The 22934-nt window shown below is 46.8% G+C and carries 25 protein-coding genes and 1 pseudogene; 22 read left to right on the forward strand and 4 right to left on the reverse strand.

From position 1 onward, the window contains the following. Nucleotides 1–85: 85 nt before the first annotated feature. The 20 genes and pseudogenes from L2755_RS10315 (at nucleotide 86) to L2755_RS10410 (ending at nucleotide 18746) form a co-directional block, all read left to right on the forward strand. Nucleotides 86–958 carry a DUF3014 domain-containing protein gene (locus L2755_RS10315; protein ID WP_248980608.1) on the forward strand — a complete coding sequence of 291 codons (873 nt, stop codon included), beginning with the start codon at nucleotides 86–88 and terminating at the stop codon, nucleotides 956–958. Between the two features lie 344 nt (nucleotides 959–1302). Further along, a complete protein-coding gene (locus L2755_RS10320) occupies nucleotides 1303–2019 on the forward strand; it encodes a beta-ketoacyl synthase chain length factor (RefSeq protein ID WP_248980609.1) in 717 nt (238 codons plus the stop codon). Further along, a pseudogene (locus L2755_RS10325) lies at nucleotides 2012–2831 on the forward strand (lysophospholipid acyltransferase family protein). The gene L2755_RS10320 and the pseudogene L2755_RS10325 overlap by 8 nt, the downstream one beginning before the upstream one ends. Then, complete coding sequence (locus L2755_RS10330) at nucleotides 2809–3063, forward strand: phosphopantetheine-binding protein (protein WP_248980611.1); 255 nt, start codon at nucleotides 2809–2811, stop codon at nucleotides 3061–3063. The pseudogene L2755_RS10325 and the gene L2755_RS10330 overlap by 23 nt, the downstream one beginning before the upstream one ends. Nucleotides 3064–3071: 8 nt before the next feature. After that, nucleotides 3072–3320 (forward strand): acyl carrier protein, encoded by a 249-nt coding sequence (locus L2755_RS10335; RefSeq protein WP_248980612.1) that lies wholly within the window; start codon nucleotides 3072–3074, stop codon nucleotides 3318–3320. Beyond that, the gene (locus L2755_RS10340) at nucleotides 3320–3868 is read left to right on the forward strand and encodes a COG4648 family protein (protein ID WP_248980613.1); all 549 of its coding nucleotides are present in this window, start codon (nucleotides 3320–3322) and stop codon (nucleotides 3866–3868) included. The genes L2755_RS10335 and L2755_RS10340 overlap by 1 nt, the downstream gene beginning before the upstream one ends. Next, nucleotides 3865–5244, forward strand: coding sequence for an AMP-binding protein (locus L2755_RS10345; protein ID WP_248980614.1), 1380 nt, complete (start codon nucleotides 3865–3867; stop codon nucleotides 5242–5244). Before L2755_RS10340 ends, L2755_RS10345 begins: the two co-directional genes overlap by 4 nt. Beyond that, the gene (locus L2755_RS10350; RefSeq protein ID WP_248980615.1) at nucleotides 5241–5624 is read left to right on the forward strand and encodes an ApeI family dehydratase; all 384 of its coding nucleotides are present in this window, start codon (nucleotides 5241–5243) and stop codon (nucleotides 5622–5624) included. Before L2755_RS10345 ends, L2755_RS10350 begins: the two co-directional genes overlap by 4 nt. After that, nucleotides 5624–7342, forward strand: coding sequence for a glycosyltransferase family 2 protein (locus L2755_RS10355; protein ID WP_248980616.1), 1719 nt, complete (start codon nucleotides 5624–5626; stop codon nucleotides 7340–7342). Before L2755_RS10350 ends, L2755_RS10355 begins: the two co-directional genes overlap by 1 nt. After that, nucleotides 7339–8898 carry an HAL/PAL/TAL family ammonia-lyase gene (locus tag L2755_RS10360; protein WP_248980617.1) on the forward strand — a complete coding sequence of 520 codons (1560 nt, stop codon included), beginning with the start codon at nucleotides 7339–7341 and terminating at the stop codon, nucleotides 8896–8898. The genes L2755_RS10355 and L2755_RS10360 overlap by 4 nt, the downstream gene beginning before the upstream one ends. 34 nt (nucleotides 8899–8932) lie before the next feature. Then, a complete protein-coding gene (locus L2755_RS10365) occupies nucleotides 8933–9412 on the forward strand; it encodes an acyl-CoA thioesterase (RefSeq protein ID WP_248980618.1) in 480 nt (159 codons plus the stop codon). 68 nt (nucleotides 9413–9480) lie between these two features. Next, nucleotides 9481–10137 (forward strand): outer membrane lipoprotein carrier protein LolA, encoded by a 657-nt coding sequence (locus L2755_RS10370; protein WP_248980619.1) that lies wholly within the window; start codon nucleotides 9481–9483, stop codon nucleotides 10135–10137. Beyond that, the gene (locus L2755_RS10375; RefSeq protein WP_248980620.1) at nucleotides 10134–12575 is read left to right on the forward strand and encodes an MMPL family transporter; all 2442 of its coding nucleotides are present in this window, start codon (nucleotides 10134–10136) and stop codon (nucleotides 12573–12575) included. Before L2755_RS10370 ends, L2755_RS10375 begins: the two co-directional genes overlap by 4 nt. Then, complete coding sequence (locus L2755_RS10380; protein WP_248980621.1) at nucleotides 12569–13846, forward strand: NAD(P)/FAD-dependent oxidoreductase; 1278 nt, start codon at nucleotides 12569–12571, stop codon at nucleotides 13844–13846. The genes L2755_RS10375 and L2755_RS10380 overlap by 7 nt, the downstream gene beginning before the upstream one ends. Next, the gene (locus L2755_RS10385; RefSeq protein WP_248980622.1) at nucleotides 13834–14493 is read left to right on the forward strand and encodes a DUF3261 domain-containing protein; all 660 of its coding nucleotides are present in this window, start codon (nucleotides 13834–13836) and stop codon (nucleotides 14491–14493) included. Before L2755_RS10380 ends, L2755_RS10385 begins: the two co-directional genes overlap by 13 nt. A 19-nt stretch (nucleotides 14494–14512) precedes the next feature. Then, nucleotides 14513–15742 (forward strand): beta-ketoacyl-[acyl-carrier-protein] synthase family protein, encoded by a 1230-nt coding sequence (locus L2755_RS10390; RefSeq protein WP_248980623.1) that lies wholly within the window; start codon nucleotides 14513–14515, stop codon nucleotides 15740–15742. Further along, complete coding sequence (locus L2755_RS10395; protein ID WP_248980624.1) at nucleotides 15735–16211, forward strand: hotdog family protein; 477 nt, start codon at nucleotides 15735–15737, stop codon at nucleotides 16209–16211. Before L2755_RS10390 ends, L2755_RS10395 begins: the two co-directional genes overlap by 8 nt. Before the next feature lie 81 nt (nucleotides 16212–16292). Beyond that, a complete protein-coding gene (locus tag L2755_RS10400; protein WP_248980625.1) occupies nucleotides 16293–17018 on the forward strand; it encodes a 3-ketoacyl-ACP reductase FabG2 in 726 nt (241 codons plus the stop codon). Then, entirely contained in the window at nucleotides 17015–18256 is a 1242-nt protein-coding gene (locus tag L2755_RS10405; RefSeq protein ID WP_248980626.1) for a beta-ketoacyl-ACP synthase, read from the forward strand. The genes L2755_RS10400 and L2755_RS10405 overlap by 4 nt, the downstream gene beginning before the upstream one ends. Nucleotides 18257–18419: 163 nt before the next feature. Continuing rightward, nucleotides 18420–18746 (forward strand): rhodanese-like domain-containing protein, encoded by a 327-nt coding sequence (locus L2755_RS10410; protein WP_248980627.1) that lies wholly within the window; start codon nucleotides 18420–18422, stop codon nucleotides 18744–18746. A 69-nt stretch (nucleotides 18747–18815) separates the two neighbouring features. Here the strand turns inward: L2755_RS10410 and dtd are convergent, their stop codons facing one another. The 4 genes from dtd to L2755_RS10430 form a co-directional block, all read right to left on the reverse strand. Beyond that, nucleotides 18816–19253: a D-aminoacyl-tRNA deacylase gene (dtd, locus tag L2755_RS10415; RefSeq protein WP_248980628.1), complete on the reverse strand. Its 438-nt coding sequence runs from the start codon at nucleotides 19251–19253 to the stop codon at nucleotides 18816–18818. An 84-nt stretch (nucleotides 19254–19337) separates the two neighbouring features. Continuing rightward, complete coding sequence (locus tag L2755_RS10420; protein WP_248980629.1) at nucleotides 19338–19907, reverse strand: hypothetical protein; 570 nt, start codon at nucleotides 19905–19907, stop codon at nucleotides 19338–19340. Then, the gene (locus L2755_RS10425; protein WP_248980630.1) at nucleotides 19904–20860 is read right to left on the reverse strand and encodes an alpha/beta fold hydrolase; all 957 of its coding nucleotides are present in this window, start codon (nucleotides 20858–20860) and stop codon (nucleotides 19904–19906) included. Before L2755_RS10425 ends, L2755_RS10420 begins: the two co-directional genes overlap by 4 nt. A gap of 5 nt (nucleotides 20861–20865) precedes the next feature. Continuing rightward, the gene (locus L2755_RS10430) at nucleotides 20866–21837 is read right to left on the reverse strand and encodes a virulence factor BrkB family protein (protein ID WP_248980631.1); all 972 of its coding nucleotides are present in this window, start codon (nucleotides 21835–21837) and stop codon (nucleotides 20866–20868) included. A 110-nt stretch (nucleotides 21838–21947) separates the two neighbouring features. Between L2755_RS10430 and L2755_RS10435 the strand changes: the two genes are divergently transcribed. Continuing rightward, nucleotides 21948–22169 carry a hypothetical protein gene (locus tag L2755_RS10435; RefSeq protein ID WP_248980632.1) on the forward strand — a complete coding sequence of 74 codons (222 nt, stop codon included), beginning with the start codon at nucleotides 21948–21950 and terminating at the stop codon, nucleotides 22167–22169. A 54-nt stretch (nucleotides 22170–22223) separates the two neighbouring features. Continuing rightward, nucleotides 22224–22871, forward strand: a complete 648-nt coding sequence (locus tag L2755_RS10440) for a DUF2959 domain-containing protein (protein ID WP_248980633.1) — start codon at nucleotides 22224–22226, stop codon at nucleotides 22869–22871. Nucleotides 22872–22934: the final 63 nt, after the last annotated feature.

The raw sequence follows: 22934 nt of genomic DNA on the forward strand, positions 1-22934 counted from the left end.
AGACAAGCCCGTTTAATTTTGCAAAATGGGTATAAAGCTATACTTATCATTAAAACGATCATCGTGCGGTAGCAGAGGAATCAAAATGCAACTCAGTCAAGAAGATAGAATTTCACCTCAGGAGAAGTCCTCAGGAACTAATGGCCTAGCGATTATCGCCATTGCCGTCGTTGCACTGATCTCTGCCGGAGGTTACTACTATCTAAGCGGTAACGATAACAGCGAAGAACAGCAAATTATTGCACCGGTTGTTATTCCTGACCCTATCCCAGAAAAGCCACTCGAAACCGATGCGAACCTTCCTGAACCAGAGCCTGAAATTATCGAGCCTGTGCCGGTTCAATTACCCGAAGTGGAACCTGTTCCTGAAGTAGAACCACTGCCAGCACTCGCCGATAGCGATCCCTATATTCATCAGAAAGCCATTGATGTTGCAGACGGTATGGCCATTGAATCTTTGCTTATCGAAGACAATGTGGTGCGTCAATTTGTGGTATTTATTGATAATTTGGCTCAAGGCGAATTAGCTCGAAAAGTCAGCCCACTTAAAGCACCCATTAGTGCTTTTACCGTTTCAGAGATTGCCAATAAGACCTATGTTGATCCAGATAGTTACCACAGATATGACTTGTATGCAGATTTCCTCGCCAGCCTAAATGAGCAGGAGTTAGCCAAAACCTACAAAGAGATGACACCGCTTTTAAGCGAAGCTTTCAGTGAACTTGGCTACAATAGCACCTCGTTTGACGACAGAATGCAACAAGCAATTGGCATTATGCTCGACGCGCCGATTATTGAACAACCGATAGAGCTAGATGGCGTGAGTGTAAATTATCAATTTGTTGACCCAACACTAGAAGCTTTACCTAATGCCCAGAAACTCATGGTGCGTATGGGCCCTGAAAATGCTCGCAAGGTAAAATCGGCGCTACGTCGCTTGCAAAAGCACCTAGATTAACCTCTCCAATTCTAAAATCTTAAAGCATCCAAAGGCCCTTAAATAACAGGGCCTTTACTTTAGCGTCATACTTTAACAATCTTCAGCACTTTTTCGCCACAATCGTATCGCAAAACGCTTTTTGAATAGCTACCTTATGATGTAGAATAGTGGCTCTAATGCCGTTATTTCAACAGTATAACGATACTAATGAATTCAGCTTTCAGGTGATACAGAACAATAGCGGCAGTGTAGGCAAACCGGACATGCTAGAGCTTAAAAATAGATTTCTATTAATGGGCGCAAGTAATTAATGACAGTCAATCAAAGCACTACGAACGGATATTCGTATGTGAGGCAGTGCAATGAAGTTTAGCATTCTTTCATGGGGCGCATGGTCGCCACACTATCGGCATATTGCCGAATGGCAGGCTTGGCCCAAAACAGTATTAGACGCATCTACTGCGGCTACAGCTGTGCCTAAATTGCCACAAGTGCCTGCAATGCAACGTCGTCGCCTCAGTAAGCTCAGCAAAATTTTCCTAGATGCTATCTTTCAATGCGAACCGCCGCAGCAATGCCGCAGTATTTTTGCCTCCCAGCACGGAGAGATAAATCGCACCATCAATTTACTCAATGACATCGTCGATAAGTCTGCGTTATCACCAACCGCATTTAGTCAGTCAGTGCACAATACCGCTAGCGGGATCTATAGCATCATTAGTCAAAACCACGCCGCATCGACATCGATTGCTGCAGGCAGTGAGACTTTTTCTCAGGCCTTTACTGAAGCATACGGACTCCTTGCGGAAGATCCCAAGCCGATACTGCTTTCTTATGCTGACGACACTTTACCCGATATTTATAAGCCATTTGCTAGTGAGCCCGAATGGCCCATTGCTGTAGCATTTATCGTTGCGCCATGCACCACACAGCAAAATGCTGTGGCAGAAATACACCTCTGTGAGCAGCAGCCCCAAGCCGTGAAGTTAGGCTTGGGTCAAATCTTATCCAGTATCGCACTAAAACAGGCCATTTCAGGCAACTACTCCGGCATGCATTGGAGTTTGAGCTTTGAATAGACAGCGAGCACCACGGCTAACTGGTATTGCTTACCTACCACGATGGTTAGGGGGCACCTTTTGCTATATCGTTTTTGGCCTCGGTGGGTTACTGAGCTCGTTAACCATTTTGCCTATTCTCCGATTTTGGCCCGGCACTCCCACCCAGCGTATAGAGAGGGTGCAGCATGCAGTTCATCTCATGTTCAAAGGCTTTGTTTACATGCTTACTTGGACGGGCTTAATCAAGGTCAGCCATGGCGATTTGCAACAACTGAAAGACGCTAAGGGCATGATTGTCACCTCAAATCACCCCACTTTAGTCGATGTTGTCGTACTGATTAGCTTAATGCCCAATACCAGTTGTATTGTTAAACAGGGTATTTGGCGGAATCCATTTATGCGTGGAGTCGTGTCTAGTGCTGGCTACATACCGAATCGCGGCGCAGAGCTGCTCTTAGCAGACTGCAAAGAGGTATTAAACAGGGGCAATAATTTGATCATTTTCCCTGAAGGTACTCGTACAATCATTGGAAAACGCGTCAACAGTTTTGCACGCGGCGCAGCCAATATCACCATCCGCACCCAAAGCGACCTGTTACCTATATTGCTTAAAACCAGCTGTGTTGGTTTCAGCAAACAAGAATCTTGGTATCAATTACCCAGACGTACCATCGGCATGCATATTGAAATAGGCGAAAAATCACCCTATCTTCGCTATGATGCAAGAGTGGGTAGCGATGCTAAAATGGCTCGTCAAATGACCCGTGATCTTGAAGAATATTATAAACAACAATTAGATAATTACTTATGAGCTTAGAAAACGAAATTAAACAATTGATCATCGACAGTCTTGACCTTGAAGACGTCAATATTGATGATATTAATGCTAACGCACCACTTTTTGGTGAAGGGTTAGGGCTAGACTCTATTGATGCACTTGAACTCGGTTTAGCGATAAAAAAACAGTTCGATGTCAAAATTGAAGCTAATTCAGAAGCAACCAAATTGCACTTTTACAGCGTTGCTAGCTTAGCAAGCTTTGTTAAGTCACAACGAGCGTAGGAGGCAATATGCAAACTGGTGAACAAATTTTAGAAGCATTAACCGCTATCTTAGTCGATGAGTTTGAAGTTGACGCTGACGATATCACCTTAGATGCATCACTTTATGAAGCGTTAGATTTAGACAGTATTGATGCTGTTGATCTGGTGATTAAACTGCAACAGATGACAGGTAAAAAAATTAAGCCTGAAGAGTTTAAAGCTGTGCGCACCGTCGGTGATGTGGTCAATGCCATTGCAGGGTTAGTTAAAGACTAATGCGTTTAATCTTGCAAATAGTGACCAGTCTAGTGGTTATAGCCTATCCATTAGCCGTCTATTTTGGATTGCATTATTTGCCAACGGGCACTATTGCGCTGCTATTGTGCGCCGTACTCTTGCTGCGTTTATTGCTGCAAAAGCAAAAACTAAAAGCACTGATATTGCCGATTTTAATTGGTATAGGTCTCACTGCAGGCAGCTTTATCGCAAAAGAGCATGAGTATTTACTGTTCTACCCGGTAGTGATCAACTTGACGATGTTGGGGCTGTTTAGTTACTCATTGGTTCGTGGACCTAGCATGATAGAGCAGCTGGCAAGATTGAAAGAACCCGAGCTTCCCAATGAAGCGATAGCTTATCTCAATAAAGTCACGCTACTTTGGTGTGGGCTGTTTATTTTCAATGGTAGCGTTGCGCTCTACACCGCACTTTATACAAGCTTGGAAACTTGGACCCTTTATAACGGCTTAATCGCCTACTTGCTTATTGGATTACTGCTCGCTGGTGAGTGGTTATACAGAACATTGTGGTTAAAAAAGACATGACTGAATTACTCAAATCCTGGTTATCCCAAGGGCCAGCAGCACAGCAGTTGATCAGCTTCAACCATCACAATATTGTGACTGGTACAGTGTTCAGCAACCAAGTCGCTCATCTGCACCAGCAGCTAAATAGTTCCAAAGAAAAGCGCTGGCTATTGAGTTGTGAAAGTAGCGATATGTTTGCGGTAGGGCTCTGTGCAGGTTTACTTGCGGGTAAGCAAATGATACTGCCCGCCAACACTCAGGCTGGCACATTGAGTCAGTTAACCCATGAATTTGAAGGGGTCATTGCTGATCTGCCACTATGTGAAGGCAAAGCTTTTTTACGCCTAGATAAAGATCTTAATCTACCCACATCGCAATGGCCTGAATTAACCCAATGGGGTGAGCTGGTATTATTCACCTCTGGTAGCAGTGGTAAACCCAAACGCATCGCCAAATCCATTAGCCAACTCGACGCTGAAGTCAGCGTCTTGGAACGTACCTTTGCCGAGCGCCTGCCCCACTGCAGCGTCATTGCCACCGTTTCACACCAACATATTTATGGTCTGCTGTTTAAAATTCTGTGGCCCCTTGCCGCTAGCCGTCCATTTTTAAGTGATTTAGTCGAATACCCTGAAACGCTTAGCTATTACGCTAACTTGTTTCCAAACTTATGCTTAATCAGTAGTCCTGCTCAGTTATCTCGTTTGCCTGATGCGCTGGATAATGAGCCGCAACTGCGCGCCCCAAGCTTAGTGTTTAGTTCAGGTGGCCCACTCAGCTTCGAAGCTGCAATGGCAATAAAGCAATGCTATGGCCGACTACCGACCGAAGTTTTCGGCAGTACCGAGACGGGCGGGATCGCATACCGCCAGCAACACTCTCCCGCTGAGCCTTGGCAAACATTTGCAGCGATAGAGATTAAACAAGACGCTGTCGATGGTGCATTGCAGCTCAAATCCCCCTATTTGGAAAATGATGATTGGCTTCGATGTGAAGATAAAGTCGACATTGCCAGTGATGGCAGGTTTAGCCTGCAAGGGCGCCTTGATCGCATCGTAAAAGTCGAAGAGAAACGCCTGTCACTGGTGCAGATGGAGTCGCTTTTAGAGAGCCACCCTTACGTTAGCAAAGCCGCTTTACTCATGTTAGAGCAGCCTAGAACACAGCTTGGTGCCGCGATTGAACTGTCTCCACAAGGCGTTGAGCAATTAGCCATTGACGGCAAACTTGCACTCAACAATGTGCTGAAGCGTCATCTTCTATCCCAGTTTGAGCGGGTAACCTTGCCACGTCGCTGGCGCTATCCTGAGCAGTTACCCATTGATCTTCAGAGCAAGCGCGTACACGACACCATGCTAGCTCTATTTGATATCGATAAGTTTAAGAGCAAATGATTAAATCTACGTTACCGACCATTATTAGCACTCAAATCGATGATGACTGCATCTGTTGGCGTCTCGATATTCCCGCTAACCTGGAATTTTTTAACGGTCACTTTCCCGCGCAACCCGTGCTGCCTGGCGTCACTCAATTAGATTGGGCGATTAAGCTTGGTTGCCAGCATTTTGGCTACGCCTGTGACGTTGCGGTGCTTGAGGTGCTCAAGTTTCAACAGCTAATGCTGCCTAACACTCAGGTCAATTTAACCATTAGCCATAATGCCGCGAAAGCCAAGCTGACTTTTACCTATAGCGATGGCGATAAACGCTTTGCCTCCGGTCGAATAGTATTCAATGTCACCAATAGTTACACGACCAATAGGGAAGCCAGTTAATGCGCATCGCCTTAATCATTCCTAACTATAACCACCAAGCTGCTATCGCACAGACACTTGAGCAACTTGATGGGCTTGGTTTGCCTTGTTATCTGATCAATGATGGCAGCGATGATCAAACTCGGTTTTTACTCATTGAACTTGCCAACAAATACCCGTGGGTAACGCTGCTGCACCACCCCTTTAATCGTGGCAAAGGCGCGGCCGTTATGACGGGACTGCGCACCGCTTATCAAGATGGCTTTAGCCACGCATTGCAGGTTGATGCCGATGGGCAGCACAACTTAGATGATATCCCGGCGATGATAGCCCGGGCGGGATCTGCACCGGAGGCATTAATTTCTGGGTTACCTCAATATGATGACTCGGTTCCCAAGGGACGGCTATATGGTCGCTATCTCACCCATATCTGGGTGTGGATAGAAACCCTAAGTTTTGATATCCAAGATTCCATGTGCGGCTTTAGGGTGTACCCATTAGCCGAGACGGAAAAGCTATTTTTACGTCATGCTCTGGGCGAGCGCATGGACTTTGATATAGAGGTGCTAGTGCGCCTGTATTGGCAAGGCGTACCCATTATCCACATCCCCACACGGGTGATCTACCCCGAAGATGGCATTAGCCATTTTCAGGGGGTCAAAGACAATGCGCGGATCTCCTTGATGCACAGCAAACTGTTTTTCAGCATGTTGTTGCGCCAACCCAAACGCTTGTGGAACAAATTTAGCCAAGGCAAACAAAGCCAGCATTGGTCTAATATGCAAGAGCGTGGCAGCTACTGGGGCATTAAATTGATAGCCGAAAGCTATCGTTACGGTGGCCACTGGCTATGCCGCGCCATAATGTACCCGGTTATCTGCTACTTCTTTATCACCGGTGCCACCGCCAGAGCCGCATCGAAACTGTTTTTGACACGCGTTAAAACGACCGAGCCCGCTCACCCCTTGTTGAGTGACAAACTCAGTTGGCGTGACAGCCTTAAGCATTTTTTTGCCTTTGGAAATGCCGCTCTTGACCGTATTGATGCCTGGTGTGACCGCATCAAACTCGATGAGGTCGATTTCCCAAATAGACAATTACTGGTCGAACAGCTTGAAACCGGCAAGGGCGCCGTCTTACTGGTGTCTCATTTGGGAAATTTAGAACTTTGCCGCGCTATATCGATCCACCAGCGCAAAGTCAAAGTTAATGTCATGGTATTAACCGAGCATGCGGAAAACTTTAACCGCGTATTACAGCAACTCAACCCTGATAGCGCACTCAACCTCATTCAAGTGACCGAGTTTGGCCCAGGCACCTCTATATTATTGCAACAGAAGATCGACGAAGGGGAGTTAGTGGTAATCGCTGGCGATAGAACCTCCTCGCAAACCGCTGGCCGTGTGACTTACGCTCCCTTTCTAGGTAAAGAGGCCCCCTTCCCACAAGGACCCTTTATTCTTGCGGGTTTGTTAGATTGCCCAGTGTTTACCATGTTCTGCTTGCGTGAAGAGGGACGTTATCACGTGCACCTCAGCCATTTCGCCAACAGCCTAAAAGGCCCCCGATCTGAGCGATCAAAGCGACTCAACAATGCGGTACAAGATTTTAGCCAGCGCTTAGAGTATTTTGCGCTGCGCCAACCACTTCAGTGGTTTAATTTTTATGATTTTTGGCACAAGGACGAAAACATCCAGCGTACCAATGTTCAAGGAAGTAAAGGACAACAACAAAAATGACCCACGCTAACGCCCTAAACATCAAGCGACAAACCGTCGAGTTTGGCTACCGTAACTTGTCTCTTGAAGACGTAGTAGCAATCTCAAAAGGGGCAAGCGCACAGCTAAACCAAACGCAAGAGTACCGAGCCTATATTCAAAAAGGCGCATGGTTTATCGATAGCTTGCTCAAAGAGGAGGGAGTGGTCTACGGCGTAACTACCGGTTACGGTGACTCTTGCACTGTCACCGTCGGACTCGACCTAGTCCATGAGTTACCACTGCATTTGACCCGTTTTCACGGTTGTGGTCTCGGCGATATTTTATCCATCGCACAAACTCGTGCAGTCATGGCGTGCCGCTTAAGCTCGCTCGCTTACGGTAAGTCAGGGGTCAGTTTTGAACTGCTAGAGCGCATTGAGACCCTGCTGAATCTCAATATCACTCCAGTGATCCCAGAAGAGGGATCAGTCGGTGCCAGCGGCGATTTAACCCCGCTATCTTACCTCGCTGCCGTACTTATTGGTGAACGCGATGTGATGTATCAAGGCCAGCGCCGCCCCACTAGCGAAGTCTATCAACTACTTAATATTGTCCCGCTAACCTTGCGTCCTAAAGAGGGTCTCGCGCTAATGAATGGCACCGCGGTCATGACAGCGCTGGCTTGTTTAGCCTATGATCGCGCCCAATATATGGCGCGATTATCCAGCCGTATCACCGCCATGGCTTCACTGACGCTCAAGGGTAACTCGAATCACTTCGATGACATCCTGTTTGCCGCGAAGCCGCACCCGGGTCAAAACCAAATTGCGGCGTGGATCCGTGAAGATCTCAATCACCACACTCATCCGCGTAACTCTGACCGATTACAAGATAGATACTCTATCCGCTGTGCGCCACACGTGATCGGGGTGCTACAAGATGCGCTGCCCTTTATGCGGCAATTTATCGAAACCGAACTGAATAGCGCCAACGACAACCCGATTGTTGATGCCGAAGGTGAGCATATCCTTCATGGCGGACACTTCTATGGTGGCCATATCGCCTTTGCGATGGATTCGATGAAAAATGCGGTAGCCAACATTGCCGACTTAATTGACCGCCAGATGGCATTAGTGATGGACCAAAAATTTAATAATGGTCTGCCAGCGAACCTTTCTGGGGCAATGGGCAAACGTAAAGCCATCAATCACGGCTTTAAAGCGGTACAGATTGGCGTTTCGGCGTGGACTGCCGAGGCACTTAAAAATACCATGCCAGCCAGTGTGTTTTCACGATCGACCGAATGTCATAACCAAGATAAAGTCAGCATGGGCACCATTTCAGCCCGTGACTGCATGCGAGTACTGCAGCTTACCGAACAAGTCGCTGCCGCAGCCTTGTTGGCGATGTCTCAAGGTATTCGTTTGCGTATAATGCAACAAGAGCTTGTGCCAAGTACGATTACCCCCTCTCTGGGCAAAACGCTAGCGCAAGTCGAAGAAGATTTTGAACTGCTCACCGAAGACCGCCCCTTAGAACAAACACTGCGCTCCACCGTCGACAAGATCCAAAGTGGCTATTGGGAAGTATGCTAATGCGCCTTTCCGTGCTGGCAAGGATAATGATCTTATGAAAGGCATTATAAGCACCGAGATTGAAGTCATAATCCCTTTTCACGATGTGGATTCAATGGGCATTACCTGGCATGGCAACTATCTGCGCTATTTTGAAGTGGCGCGTTGCCAGTTACTGGATCTTATCGATTATGGTTACCGAGCAATGCAAGATTCAGGCTATAGCTGGCCAATTGTCGATTTGCAGATAAAGTATGTGCAATCGAGTACCTTCGATCAAAAAGTGATTATCAAAGCGGCCATTGTTGAGTGGGAAAACCGCCTTAAAATCAATTACCAAGTATTAGACGCCGTCACTAAGAAACGTATTACCAAAGGCTATACCATACAAGCGGCGGTTGACATGCAAACCCAGGAGCTGTGCTTTGTTACGCCTCAAGTATTTCAAGATAAAATCGCTAAACTTATTGATTCCAATGAGCAGTTAAGCACTCAATCAAGTACTTCACTAACCACCGCAGGCTCAAACAGATGATGTTAACTAGGTATCCATTTCGCTGTTGCCAACTCATATCGATGTGCTTGATCATAATCGGTAATACGTTGAGTTTTTCGGCCCATAGCGAGAGCAACTTTGAGGCTTTATTCGCACACAATGCGTCTCCAAGTGAGTTAACTCAGCTCAGCAAACAGTTAGCGCCAAGCGCACAAGCTAAGGGTTTGTTTACTCAATATCGACTATTAAAGGTACTCAAAAAGCCACTTGTTAGCCAAGGGAGCTTTGTCTTCTCTAAGCAGCATGGGGTGATCTGGCAGCAACTATCCCCATTCGAAACTACCTTAATTTTACAAGCGGGCCGCCTGACCCAAATCGATAGCCAAGGGCAGGTACAGGTCAGCGATGCGCAGCAGTCGGCCAGCGCCAATCAACTGTCGCAGTTAATGCCAATCCTGCTCAATGCCCTGCTTAGTGGTGATCTACCCACACTTAAACAGCATTTTGAGTTGAGCTTACAAAACACCACCAGCACCAATACCCAGTGGCAGTTAGGTTTGACGCCAATCGACCCTCTCGTCAAAAAAGCCATGCCTCGACTCGTGTTAATGGGTGAGCAGCATATTCAAACCTTAATCCTCTTTAGCGATAACCAAGACCGCAGCCGTATCGAATTTACCGCGATCAATGAAGCGCCGCTGACGGAGCTAGACTTAGCTCGCTTTTCACCTGCAATTGAAGATAGCGCCAGAGCAGCCCAATGAGCGAAAAATCGCACCTCGCAGCGCTGAGCTTCTTAGCCAAGCTCACAGCAACAAAAAAGTTAACTATCTGGTTAATTTTGCTATTTACCACGCTAGCATTGGGTATTTTGCAATGGCAATCTGGCGCCAAGATCCAGACTGACATTTTGGCTATGCTACCTAAAGTGAGTGAAAATCCGCTGACGCAGCGGGCCATCGCTCAAGTTGAGCAACAGTTAGCCAATCGGTTCTATATTGGGGTTGTTAGCGCAGACCAGAACACGGCGGTTAGCGCGGCCACCATGTTAATGCAGCAGTTAAAATCCACCAGCTCAGCGGTATTCACTGATATATCCAGTGCAGACATTTCACAAGCTGAAGCCCTGAATGCTTTTTATTTTCCGTACCGATTCAACCTGCTAACAGACAAACAACAACAGCAACTCACGCAGCAGCAGTGGCAGCAGCTAACGCAAGCAAGTTTACAGCAACTTTATAGCGCCTTTAGCTACGCTAATAGTGCCTTAATCAGCCATGATCCCCTGCTGCTCTACCCCGATAACCTGTTAGCGCTTGCGCCCAAACAAGCACTCAGTATCGACAACGGCGTACTCATCACTCGACTACCCAGTAGTGATGCCGAAGCAGCACCAGGCTTTGTCGCCATCGTAATGGCAACAGGGTTACAAAGCGCCTTTAGTCCTGATGCCCAGCAATCGCAGCTGGCAGCGCTTGAGTTGGCAAAAAAGACCGTAACGAGCAACTTCCCCGAGGTTGATTTTTTACACGCTGGCGCACTGTTTCATGCCGCGGCTGCGACTGACAATGCTAAAAAGGAAGTATCAAGCATTGGCCTTATCTCCCTTATTGGGGTTATCGCCTTAGTCTGGTTTGCCTTTCGCTCGGTTATACCATTAATGATCGCCATGGTAACGCTGAGCTGCAGCCTACTGTTTGCCGTTGTGCTTACTCTTGTGGTGTTTGGTGAGCTGCACCTGCTCACGCTAGTATTTGGTACTAGCCTTATTGGCATCGCCATTGATTACTGTTTTCACTTTTATTGCGAGCGCTTAAATAATCCTCAGTATGATGCTAACCATACGTCGTTAGCCATTCTGCCAGCGATTTCATTGGCCCTACTCACTAGCATTATCGCCTACGGCTCGCTGGGGTTAGCGCCTTTTCCAGGCATGCAGCAGGTCGCCATATTTTGCGCTGCAGGTCTGCTCGGCGCTTATTTAACCTTAGTGTTTGCCTACCCGGCGTTAGCGAGCGCAAAACTCAATAGCGGCCAACGCCAGCTTGAACTTGCAGACCAATACCAAGGTTTTATGCTCAAACGCGCCGTGCCGTCATCACGGTTTTCAGCAGGGTTGTTGCTACTTGGCTGTATGGTTTTTATTGGCATCGGTCTATCACAACTAAGCAGTGATGATGATATTCGTCAGTTACAACACACACCGCCAGCGATTCAGCAACAAGAAGACACCCTGCGTACCGTGCTCAGTGGCGGCACCGATAATCAATTTCTGCTGATTAAAGGGCAGTCAGAAGAGGACGTAAAACAAGAATTGGAGCAGATAGAGCCCATTCTTGAATTAGCAGAACAACAGCAATTGCTTGGCAATCACTTTAGTTTAAGCAGATTCCTACCCAGTGAAAAAACCCAGGCAACAAACTACCAGCTACAGCAGCAGATTTATCAGCAGCACCTTGGTGAAATTTTCGAGCTGCTGGGGATTGAAGACAGCATTAAACAACCATTAGCAGATGAGTTTACCGCAGCCAAAGCGCGTTATATTAAGGCGGATAATTTCTTACGCTCGGCCGCAGGACAACAGTTAAGCTCTATGTGGTTAATGCCGCAACAAGACTCAGATTTAGATTCTGATTTAGACTCTGGCTACGCCTCGATAGTACTGCTAGGAGGCATAAAACAACTCGATAAATTATCGGCACTTTTCCAAGATAACCCCAATGTTGATTTAGTCGATAAAGTCGGCGAAATATCTAAATTAATGGGGCTCTATCGCCAGCTGACGCTTGGGTTACTGGTCATTGCATTGCTTGCGGCGGTTTGCATCTTTACCCTTAGGTTTGGCATCAGGCTAGCGTCGATAATGGTTAGTGTGCCCGCACTTGCCGCAATACTGACCCTGTCCACCTTGGGGATAATGCTGGCGCCATTAACGCTGTTTCATGCGTTAGCACTGATTTTGGTGTTTGGGATCGGCATTGATTATTGTCTATTTTTCGCCGAAGCGGATCAAAAGACTCGTGGCGTGATGATGGCTGTACTCATGTCAGCGATATCGACACTACTGGCCTTTGGCTTGCTGGCCTTTAGCCAAACACCCGCCATTAGTGCCTTTGGTCTGACCCTATTGATAGGCATTAGCTTTACGTTTTTACTGTCACCCTTTATTCAAATTTTCACAAGGAAAACACCTCAATGTTAAGCTCCAATGTACATCAGAGCACGATTACTTATGGTGTTGAAAAGAATGATGTTGAAGAGGTCGATGTAGCCATCATAGGCGCGGGCCCATCAGGGAGTATTGCCGCCAGTTTGCTACATGCTCAAGGCAAGCGTGTTCTAGTGCTAGAAAAACAACATTTCCCACGTTTCTCTATTGGAGAGAGCTTACTTCCCTGCTGCATGGAAGTGATTGCCGAAGCCAATATGCTCGACGCCGTAAATGCTGCGGGCTTTCAATATAAAGATGGTGCAGCATTTAGATGTCGCGACCAATACACCAGTTTCGACTTTAATGACAAGTTCACTCCTGGGCCCGGCAATACTTTTCAGGTCGAACGCGCCAAATTCGACAAACTGCTGGCCGATGAGGCAAGTAAGCAAGGGGTAGAGATCCGCTATGGCCAGTCGGTCGAGTCGGTAAACTTAGACTCAGCGCCTGAACTCACAGTGCAAAATGAAGCGGGTGACAGCTACACAGTTAAGGCAAAGTTCATCCTCGATGCCAGTGGTTTTGGCCGTGTTTTACCGCGGTTACTCGATTTAGAAACGCCATCATGCTTACCTACTCGCAGCGCCGTTTTTAACCATATAAACGACAATATTACTTGTGCTGATTTTGACCGCAATAAGATCCTTATTAGTGTTCACCCTGACAACAAAGATATCTGGTACTGGTTAATCCCTTTTAGTCATGGCCGCTGCTCAATAGGCGTAGTGGCAGAGCCCCATCAACTGGGTAACTTAACGGGCAACTTGGACGATGTCCTCCTTGATATGATTAACCAAGAGCCTGGCCTTAAAAAATTGCTCGCCAATGCTGAACTCGTCAATGATTCCACATTATTGCAAGGATACTCAGCTAACGTGAAAACCTTAGCCACCAATAAGTTCGCCCTACTAGGCAATGCAGGAGAGTTCCTAGATCCTGTCTTTTCATCAGGCGTCACTATTGCCATGCAATCAGCCTCTTTGGCGGCTAAAGCGCTTATTAAGCAACTTGATGGTGAAGCGGTTGACTGGCAAGATGACTACGCCACGCCATTAATGAAAGGCGTTGATACCTTTAGAACCTATGTCGAAGCTTGGTATGACGGCCGCTTTCAAGACGCTATATTCTATAGTGATCCCGACTTGACCATCAAACAGATGATCTGTTCTATTTTGGCAGGCTACGCTTGGGATCAAAACAATCCCTTTGTCAGCGAATCTAAAAGGCGCCTCAATATGGTGGTAGAGCTATGTCGCAGCTAACTCATTTTATCAAGCCATTTCTAAAGAGCTTAAGCGTGTTCGGCTTAACGCTATTGGCAGGATGCAGCCAAACCTTGCAAAGACAAACCTGTGTAGATCTGCCAAGCAACGTCAGTTACTGCCTTGCGCCTCTTAGCGACGCTAACATAGGCGACAAAACTGAGCTCATAGCAGAGCGAAGTGTCACGCAAAAAACCACCATCAAAACCCAGTCGAGTCAACATGAACTGCTCACTCAACTGGAGCTTAATTCGCAGCAACTGACCTTAGTTGGCTTGGCGCCATTAGGGCAGCCGCTATTCACGCTCACTTACGATGGCGATAAACTTATCAGTGAGCAAAGCACATTACTTGGTGATCAATTTAAAGCCGAGTATCTGCTAGCCATTATGCAGCTTATCTATTGGCGTGAAGACAGCCTCAATCGCCATTTACAAAATGGCTATATACAGGGCTATAATTGCGATGTTGCTTACTGTCGACAGCTCATTGCTGCAGAGCCGAATGCTAATGGCATGATGAAGAATAGCGCTGAAGATGCTCAGCCAATCGTCACAATCCGTTATAGTCAGCTTGAACCATGGCAAGCCAAGGTCAAATTACAGATTAATACAGCTGATTTCGAGCTCATCATCACTCCGTTATAAACCTATTAGGGAATTTAAAGTGAAGTCGAATAGCGCAATAGCAATAACCCAAATAGGTTTATCTACACCACTGGGAGACACGCCAAAATCTGTGCTTAACAACCTCATTGCCGCTAATATAGAGGGGATGCAATGGCGTGATGACTTAATGTTTGCCCGCCCAGTACTGGTTGGTGAAGTAGCAACCAAGCTCCCAGAGCTCGGGCCGCAATGGCAACAGTTTGATAGCCGTAATAATCAGCTTGCCTTAGTGGCTGCGCTGCAGATAGAAGCATACGTTATTGAAGCTAAAACGAAATATAAAGCCAAGCGTATTGGTGTGGTCATTGGCACTAGCACCTCAGGTATCGCCACTGGCGAGCAGGCGTTAGCGCATCATAGTCAGCATGGCGAGTTCCCCACAGGATATGACTATTCACAACAAGAGTTGGGCGACAGCAGTCGGTTTTTACAGCGCTACTTTGGGCTCACAGGGCCTTGTTTAACGGTATCCACCGCTTGCTCTTCAAGTGCAAAAGCCTTTGCTAGTGCGCGACGACTACTTAATGCTGATCTCTGTGACATGGTCATTGTTGGTGGTGTAGATTCATTATGCCAATTGACCCTCAATGGTTTTAACTCACTAGAATCAATCTCCAAAGCCCACTGCCAGCCATTTAGTCGCAACCGTGACGGCATTAACATTGGTGAAGGGGCGGCATTGTTCACCCTAGAGCGGGCAACCGAGCGGGACGATATTCTATTAACCGGTGTCGGCGAATCCAGCGATGCTTACCACATTTCGGCACCACACCCTGACGGGATTGGTGCTATCACGGCCATGCAATCAGCGCTAAAAATGGCAAACTTGGATGCTGAACAAATTGGCTACTTAAACCTACATGGCACAGCAACACCCAAAAACGATGCCATGGAAAGCCGAGCCGTCACCACGGTATTTACTAATCGAATTCCCCCGTGCAGCTCAACCAAGCCGTTAACCGGTCACACCTTAGGTGCAGCAGGCGCTATTGAAGCGGCCTTTTGCTACCTGTTACTGAGCGATTTAAACCTTGATAACAAACTGCCACCCCAGGTGTGGGACCAACAGCAAGACACTGACAACCCAGTATTGCCCCTCGTTACCTATGGCGATACCACAGTGCTGCAGCATGTTATGAGCAACTCTTTTGCTTTTGGGGGCAGCAATGCCAGCCTCATACTCAGCCGCCATAGAAAAACCACCGATGAGGCTGACTCACATGTTTGATCTATCCACCCTTGCCAGCCAAAATGTTGAGCAATTTATTCCTCATCGCCAACCTATGGTGCTGATCAGTAACCTATTGGAGTATGAAACTGATAATTTACTCACCCAAACCAAAATATCGGTCACTAGCCCCTATTTTGATGACAAGCTGCAAGGGGTGCCAAACTATGTTGGCATTGAATATATGGCGCAAAGCATTGCCGCCTTAGCTGGGGTTGAAGCACATCTTAGAGAAGACATTATCAGAGTGGGTTTTTTACTGGGGACCCGTAAGCTCAAAATGCATATTCCACACTTTAAAGCGGGCGAGACCTACCAAACTAAAGTCACTCGACTGTATCAAGAAGAGTCTGGCTTAGCGGTTTTCGACTGCAAAATAATGCACCACCAGCGAGTGGTAGCCGAAGCCAATGTGAACGTGTTTCAGCCGCAAGACACCAGTGCCTATATTGCAGAAGCGACTGACTAACAATAAATTTAATACCACTTTATAGAGAGCAGTGTTAGCCGATTAAAACAGATAACAAAGGGCAGCTGTTAAGGATAAGAGATGACTAAAAGAGTACTCATTACCGGTTCAAGTCGCGGCATAGGCAAAGCAATTGCATTAAAGCTGGCGGCTGCTGGCTTTGATATTGCCATGCATTATTATCAAAATAGCGACGCCGCCAACGAAACAAAACAAGCGTTAGAGCAATTGGGTGTGTCGGTATCTTGCCTTAAATTTAATATCGCCGATCGCGCAGCCGCAAAGCAAGCCATCGAACAAGATATTGAGCACCATGGCGCCTATTACGGTGTAGTACTAAACGCGGGCATAAATTGTGATACCGCCTTCCCTGCGATGACAGCGTCAGAGTGGGACAGTGTAGTGCACACTAATTTGGATGGCTTCTACAATGTTATCCATCCCACCGTCATGCCAATGGTCCAAGCAAGACAAGGTGGCAGGATCATCACCATGGCCTCGGTTTCTGGTATTGCAGGTAACCGTGGCCAAGTCAATTACAGCGCCTCAAAAGCCGGCATCATAGGTGCCACTAAAGCCTTGTCGCTTGAGCTGGCAAAACGCAAAATTACCGTAAATTGTATCGCGCCAGGGCTGATTGAAACCGATATGGTGGCAGATATTCCTCAGGATATGGTTAACACTATCGTGCCGATGCGACGTATGGGTAAAACCTCTGAAATTGCAGGACTGGCTAACTTTTTGATGTCGGAAGATGCCGCTTATATCACTCGCCAAGTGATCTCCGTTAATGGTGGCATGATATGAGCCATCTACCCCGCAGAGTCGTCGTCACAGGCATAGGTGGGGTCACGGCCTTGGGTCATGACTGGCAAACGATTGCGACTAATCTTAAGGCACAGAAAAACTGTGTTGTTCGGCTTGATGAATGGGACAAGTTTGATGGTTTAAATACCCGCTTAGCCGCGCCGATCACCGATTTTGAAAAACCAGCTCATTATACTCGCAAAAAAATACGCTCAATGGGCCGCGTCTCCATCATGGCAACGCGCGCCAGCGAGTTAGCATTGATTGATGCCAACCTGCTTGATGATCCTGTGGTGACATCAGGGGCGATGGGTATTGCATATGGCTCATCAACGGGCAGCACCGACCCTATTATTGCTTTTGGCGATATGCTCAAAAGCGGTGATATGTCAGGGGTCACGGCCACCAGTTACATTCGCATGATGGCCCATACAACGGCAGTCAATGTCGGGGTATTTTTTGGCTTAAAAGGTCGCGTACATACCACAAGTAGCGCCTGCACCTCGGGCAGCCAAGGCATTGGTTACTCCTATGAAGCGATAAAATATGGCCAACAAGACTTGATGCTTGCCGGGGGTGGTGAAGAGCTATGCCCAACTGAGGCGGTAGTATTCGATACTCTTTTTGCCACTAGCACTAAAAACGATACCCCATCAAAAACGCCAAAACCCTTTGATAAGCAACGTGATGGCTTAGTGATTGGTGAAGGTGCTTGCACCTTAGTGCTTGAAGAGCTGGAACACGCCCAAGCCCGTGGCGCTAAAATCTATGCCGAAATTGTTGGTTTTGGAACCAACTCCGATGGCTTACACGTCACTCAACCAAATGCAGCCACGATGGAAACATCTATCCGGCTGGCACTTAAAGATGCAGATATTGAAGCCAGTGCTATTGGTTACGTCAATGCCCACGGCACAGCGACAGACCGCGGTGATATCGCTGAGACTCAGGCAACCAGCGCAGTGTTTGGCCCATCCCAACCTATCTCATCACTAAAAAGTTACACCGGCCATACCCTAGGGGCTTGTGGCGCACTTGAAGCTTGGGTAAGCATACAGATGATGAACGAGGGCTGGTTTGCGCCAACACTTAACCTCACAGAGGTTGATCCCGAGTGTGGTGAGCTCGATTACATCAAAGATGACATTCGCTTACTCGAGACTGATTATGTCATGAGTAACAACTTTGCCTTTGGCGGGATTAATACTTCGCTTATTTTTAAGAAGTGGTCTAAATAACAGATCTACAGCTGCCAACCGCCTTCAGTGAGGAGGCGGGTGAGTGCACATAGCGTTATACCGATAATGGAAAACGATTCATTAGGAAAAACTTATTGAATTAAACCTAATAAGCAGTTTTAATAGTGTCACTATCATTACATTACTATGCCAAGGAAAATCCATGTCTGAAGTTATACTTTCAAAGCTGTCTAACTGCCCACCTGGAGATAAGTGTTGGCAGCTTATCGAACAAGGCGCCACTGTCATTGATGTTCGTAGTCCTCAAGAGTTTGCCGGCGGACATCTCCCCAATGCTATCAATGTGCCGCTAGATACCTTAGCCACGTGGGTAGTAAGCATCGACAATTCAGAGCAGATTGTTCTACTTTACTGCGGCGCAGGTATCCGAGCGCAAAAGGGCTGCGATATACTAAACGCCAGCGGTTTAGCCAGTGTGGTTAATGCCGGTGCCCTTAAAGATCTATTGGCTTGTAAGCCGCAGGGCTAGTAGCAGATAAACGGTGTGCAGCAATTGCGTCAGTAATGCTGACGCATCAAAAGGCTGCTTCATCGCCTATTACACCTGCAGGTTAAACGTCACCGGGCCATCATTCACCAGGGAGACTTTCATATCTGCGGCAAATTCACCGCTTTGGGTATTCGCCCCTTTCGACTGACAAAAATCAACAAAGCCGTGATAGAGTTGTCGCGCTTGATCCGGTGTACCCGCTCCGGAAAAGCTCGGACGTAACCCACGGCCAGTATCTGCGGCCAAGGTAAACTGTGAAACCACCAGTAAACTCCCCCCCGCTTGCTCAAGGTTTAGGTTCATCTTGCCGTTTTCATCGGAGAACACCCGGTAACTCATGACCTTAGTGGCCAGTTTTTCCATTTTTGCGATATCATCTTCTCGCTCGACACCGAGCAACACTAAAAGACCTTTATCTATCGCTCCAATGGTTACACCGTCAACGACCACATTTGCTTCACTCACACGTTGAATCAAGGCTATCACGTAAAACTCTCCGACTAAAAAAGCAAAAAATAATCGCCATGCTCACTCACATAAGTCATAGGCGATTTTTTGTAATGGATAAACTTAAATTGATTTGAGTTGCTGCATCACAGGGATGGGTTTAATCACATCCTCTGAGCCTTCTGGCAGTGATTTTCCAACCTGACGCAAACCTTCATCGGTCCAAAGTATAAAGCGACGGATCTCTTCCATGCTTATGGTATCGACAAAGGTTGCAGAGCCTTGTACTTGAATCACTGCACCTTGCTCTCTCACCACAAACTTGGCGAAGTTAAGCTTTTGATTGAGCGTACCAATCATGATCAGTATCTCTTTACTGCCCACATACTTAGGATGAATAGCATAAAAACGGCTCATCAAGATACGGTCGATACCATCAGGGTTGATGCTTGGTTGCAGGATAAACTGACTATTATCAAAGTTTACCGCCACCCCATTAGGCCCAGCTTTAGTTGCTAAGTAATTTTTGCTGACTAAGGCTTCTAACAGCTTTGTTGACGCTTGTTCATTTGTCATACCACCTAAAGTCACACTATCAGGTGCTATCGTCGTCACTTCAACGTCAGTGTTGTTTTCAGTTGCAGCGCAAGCAGTAAGGCTCATGACCAAGCTCGCTATTAGTAATTTTTTCATCTGATACAAATTCCTTTATCTATTTTCTGGGCCATTTCTCGTATGGCGCTCATGATTGCATTCGCCATTTTAACGTCTGCCAATGCATGATAACCGCCGTTAACTTCCATCACCTTTATCTGATGATTTACCTTATCTTGCAAAAACGTATGTACAACACCACTCGGACAAACCCAGTCAAACTCTCCTTGAATGATGAGCGTTTCCGCTTCAATATCCATCACAGTATCAGACAGTTGCTCAAAAGCACCAAAGTAATTATTAGTCACATAATATAGCTCAATGCTTGCTAACGCCTGACTAAGAATGACATTGTCATCAAATGACTCACACCCAGGGTAAGCTAACGCGACTTCCCAATTTAACCAGCGCCTAACAAAATCCTGCCGAATGTTGGCAGAGGTATTTTCAAATCCGTCTCGGTAACAGCTGAATAAACGGTGTAGTTGATTACCCGGTGCGGCCGCCACACTAAAGCTCAGGTACTCTGATGGAAATAATCGCGCCGCCCCCTGTTGACCATACAACCACTGGATACTTTCAGGACTCGGAACAAAGGCGCCCCATAGCACCTGTTTAGTCACTCTGTTTGGATAAAGCCCAGCGTACAATAGCGCCAATGTTGCACCAAATGATCCGCCAGCGAGCGCCCACTTAGCGATACCTAGCCACTGTCGCACCTGTTCAATATCAGTTAATAGATTGCTGAGCTGGTTGTGCTCAAGCCCTCCTCTTGGCCGCGAACGTCCCGCACCTCTCTGATCCATCATTATTACCTGATAGACAGATAGATCGAACAAATTTAACTCATCTATTGAGCAACCAGCCCCTGGGCCACCATGCAGATACAGTAAAGGAATGCCATCGCTATTGCCGTATTGTGCGATATACAATTCATGTCCACCACCAACGGCCAACCAGTCACGTGCAATCAACTTCGGCTGACGTAACATCGCCTTTAAGCACCATCGTCAGGTGTCGATTTAACCTGTTCAGTCTCTATAGGTTTTTTATCGTCTGTCGGTGTCGGTGTTGCTGTCTCTATTGCTGCAGCCTCTGCTAATAATGTTGCTCGCGCGATTTGTCGTTCGCGTAAATATTCCGGTAGAGCGGCGGTGATCTCAGCGCCAACCAATACGATAACCCACGAGACATACACCCAAACAAACAAAATAGGGATCACCGCTAATGCACCGTAAATAGCCTCGTAGCTCGGAAACTGAGTCACATAAAATGCAAAGCCTTTCTTGCCAAGTTCAAACAGCATTGCGGCGACAATCGCACCGAGCAGAGCATGAAAAAACTTAACTTTTTTGTTCGGTACCACCATATAAAGCAGTAAAAATGCCGCCACCGAAAACATCATTGGCAGTCGCTCAATAATCAGCGGCACCACGCCAGATAGCTCAGAGTCGTTAAATAACTGTAGCGACACTAAATAGGAGGTCGCGACCAAGCTTGCACCCACGAGTACAGGCCCTAAAGTCAGTACCATCCAGTACATTGAAAATGATACCGCAACTTGGCGTTTCTCTTTGGTACGCCAAATACTGTTGAGTGACTTATCGATTGCGGAGATCAACATTAGCGCCACCACTATAAGGGCGGCTATTCCGACGCTGGTGCCTTTAGAGGCGTTAGCCACAAATTCATTGATGTAGATCTGTACCGTGTCTCCGGCCGCGGGTAAGAAATTGTCATACACGAATCCCTCCAACTGCTCACGAATGCCAGCAAAGACCGGAAAGGCCGACAGCATAGAAAACATGACAGCAACAATCGGCACTAACGACAGTAACGTGACGTAGGCTAAGTGCCCCGCTTTAATATTGACTTGGTCCTCTTTGAAGCGGCGCAGCAAATGTAAAAAAAATGCCCAAATACTCCACAAAAAAGACCGAAATTGATTCACTGCTATCTTATTTTTCACTTGTTACTCTTGATTCTGTTAAAGTTGTACCTAATCTGTACAAGGTTTTAGATCTATATGGGTACAATAAAGCTAATAACCTTCTCTTTACAAGTATAAGGATTGAATTGATGTCACAACAGGGTTCCGCTGGCAATGTAATTGCCGCTATCGCAAGCTTTTTTATCGCGGGTTTAGGCCAGCTCGTTCAAGGGCGTATATTTTCGGCGTTAATTTTTTGCGTCGTCATATACACGTGTTACTTTTTTTATTTTTTAATCATCCCTGCTATCGTTGGATTTCTTCTTCATGTTTGGTGCGTTATCGACGCGGCTAAATATCGCTCAGATTAGCCAGCAGCCTAAGTTTAGGACTCCGCTTTAGAATCACATTCAGGATTGAATAATATGAGAAAAATATTATCGGTAGCCATCATTAGTTGCGGTTTGCTGCTAACCGGTTGCCAAAGTGCTTACTATGGCGCGATGGAAAAAGTCGGCTATCATAAACGAGACATCATGGTTGACCGTGTTGAAGACGCTAAAGAATCTCAACAGGAAGCACAAGAGCAGTTCAGCTCCGCTCTCGAACAGATGCAAGCGCTGCTCAATCATGACGGTGGCGACTTAGAAGGTGCCTACAACAAAGCCAAAGATGAATATGAGTCAGCCCAAGATGCGGCCGATGATGTCACTAACCGCATCGATAAAGTTGAAGATGTCGCCGAAGCCTTGTTCGATGAATGGCAGACTGAGATAGCTGAAATAAGCAAAGCTAGCCTGCGCCGCGGTAGTGAGTCAAAACTGAAACAAACTCGTCGCTCATACACGCAACTGCTCAAAAGCATGCGCCGCGCAGAGAGCAAAATGCCCCCGGTGCTCACGGCAATGAAAGACAACATGCTTTACCTAAAGCATAACCTCAACGCCCAAGCCATTGGCGCGATTAAAGGTGAGTTTACCAGCCTGCAAACTGACATTTCAGGGCTTATCAAAGAGATGAACAAGTCGATTGATGAATCCACCAAGTTTATTGCCTCTCTGGAAGGTAAGTAAGCGATGACTAAAGTGCGGTTCCTAAGCCTTGCTGCTTAGGAACTGAATTTGTGAACTAAAGCC

Source organism: Shewanella abyssi, assembly GCF_023284025.1.
Taxonomy (GTDB): Bacteria; Pseudomonadota; Gammaproteobacteria; order Enterobacterales; family Shewanellaceae; genus Shewanella; species Shewanella abyssi.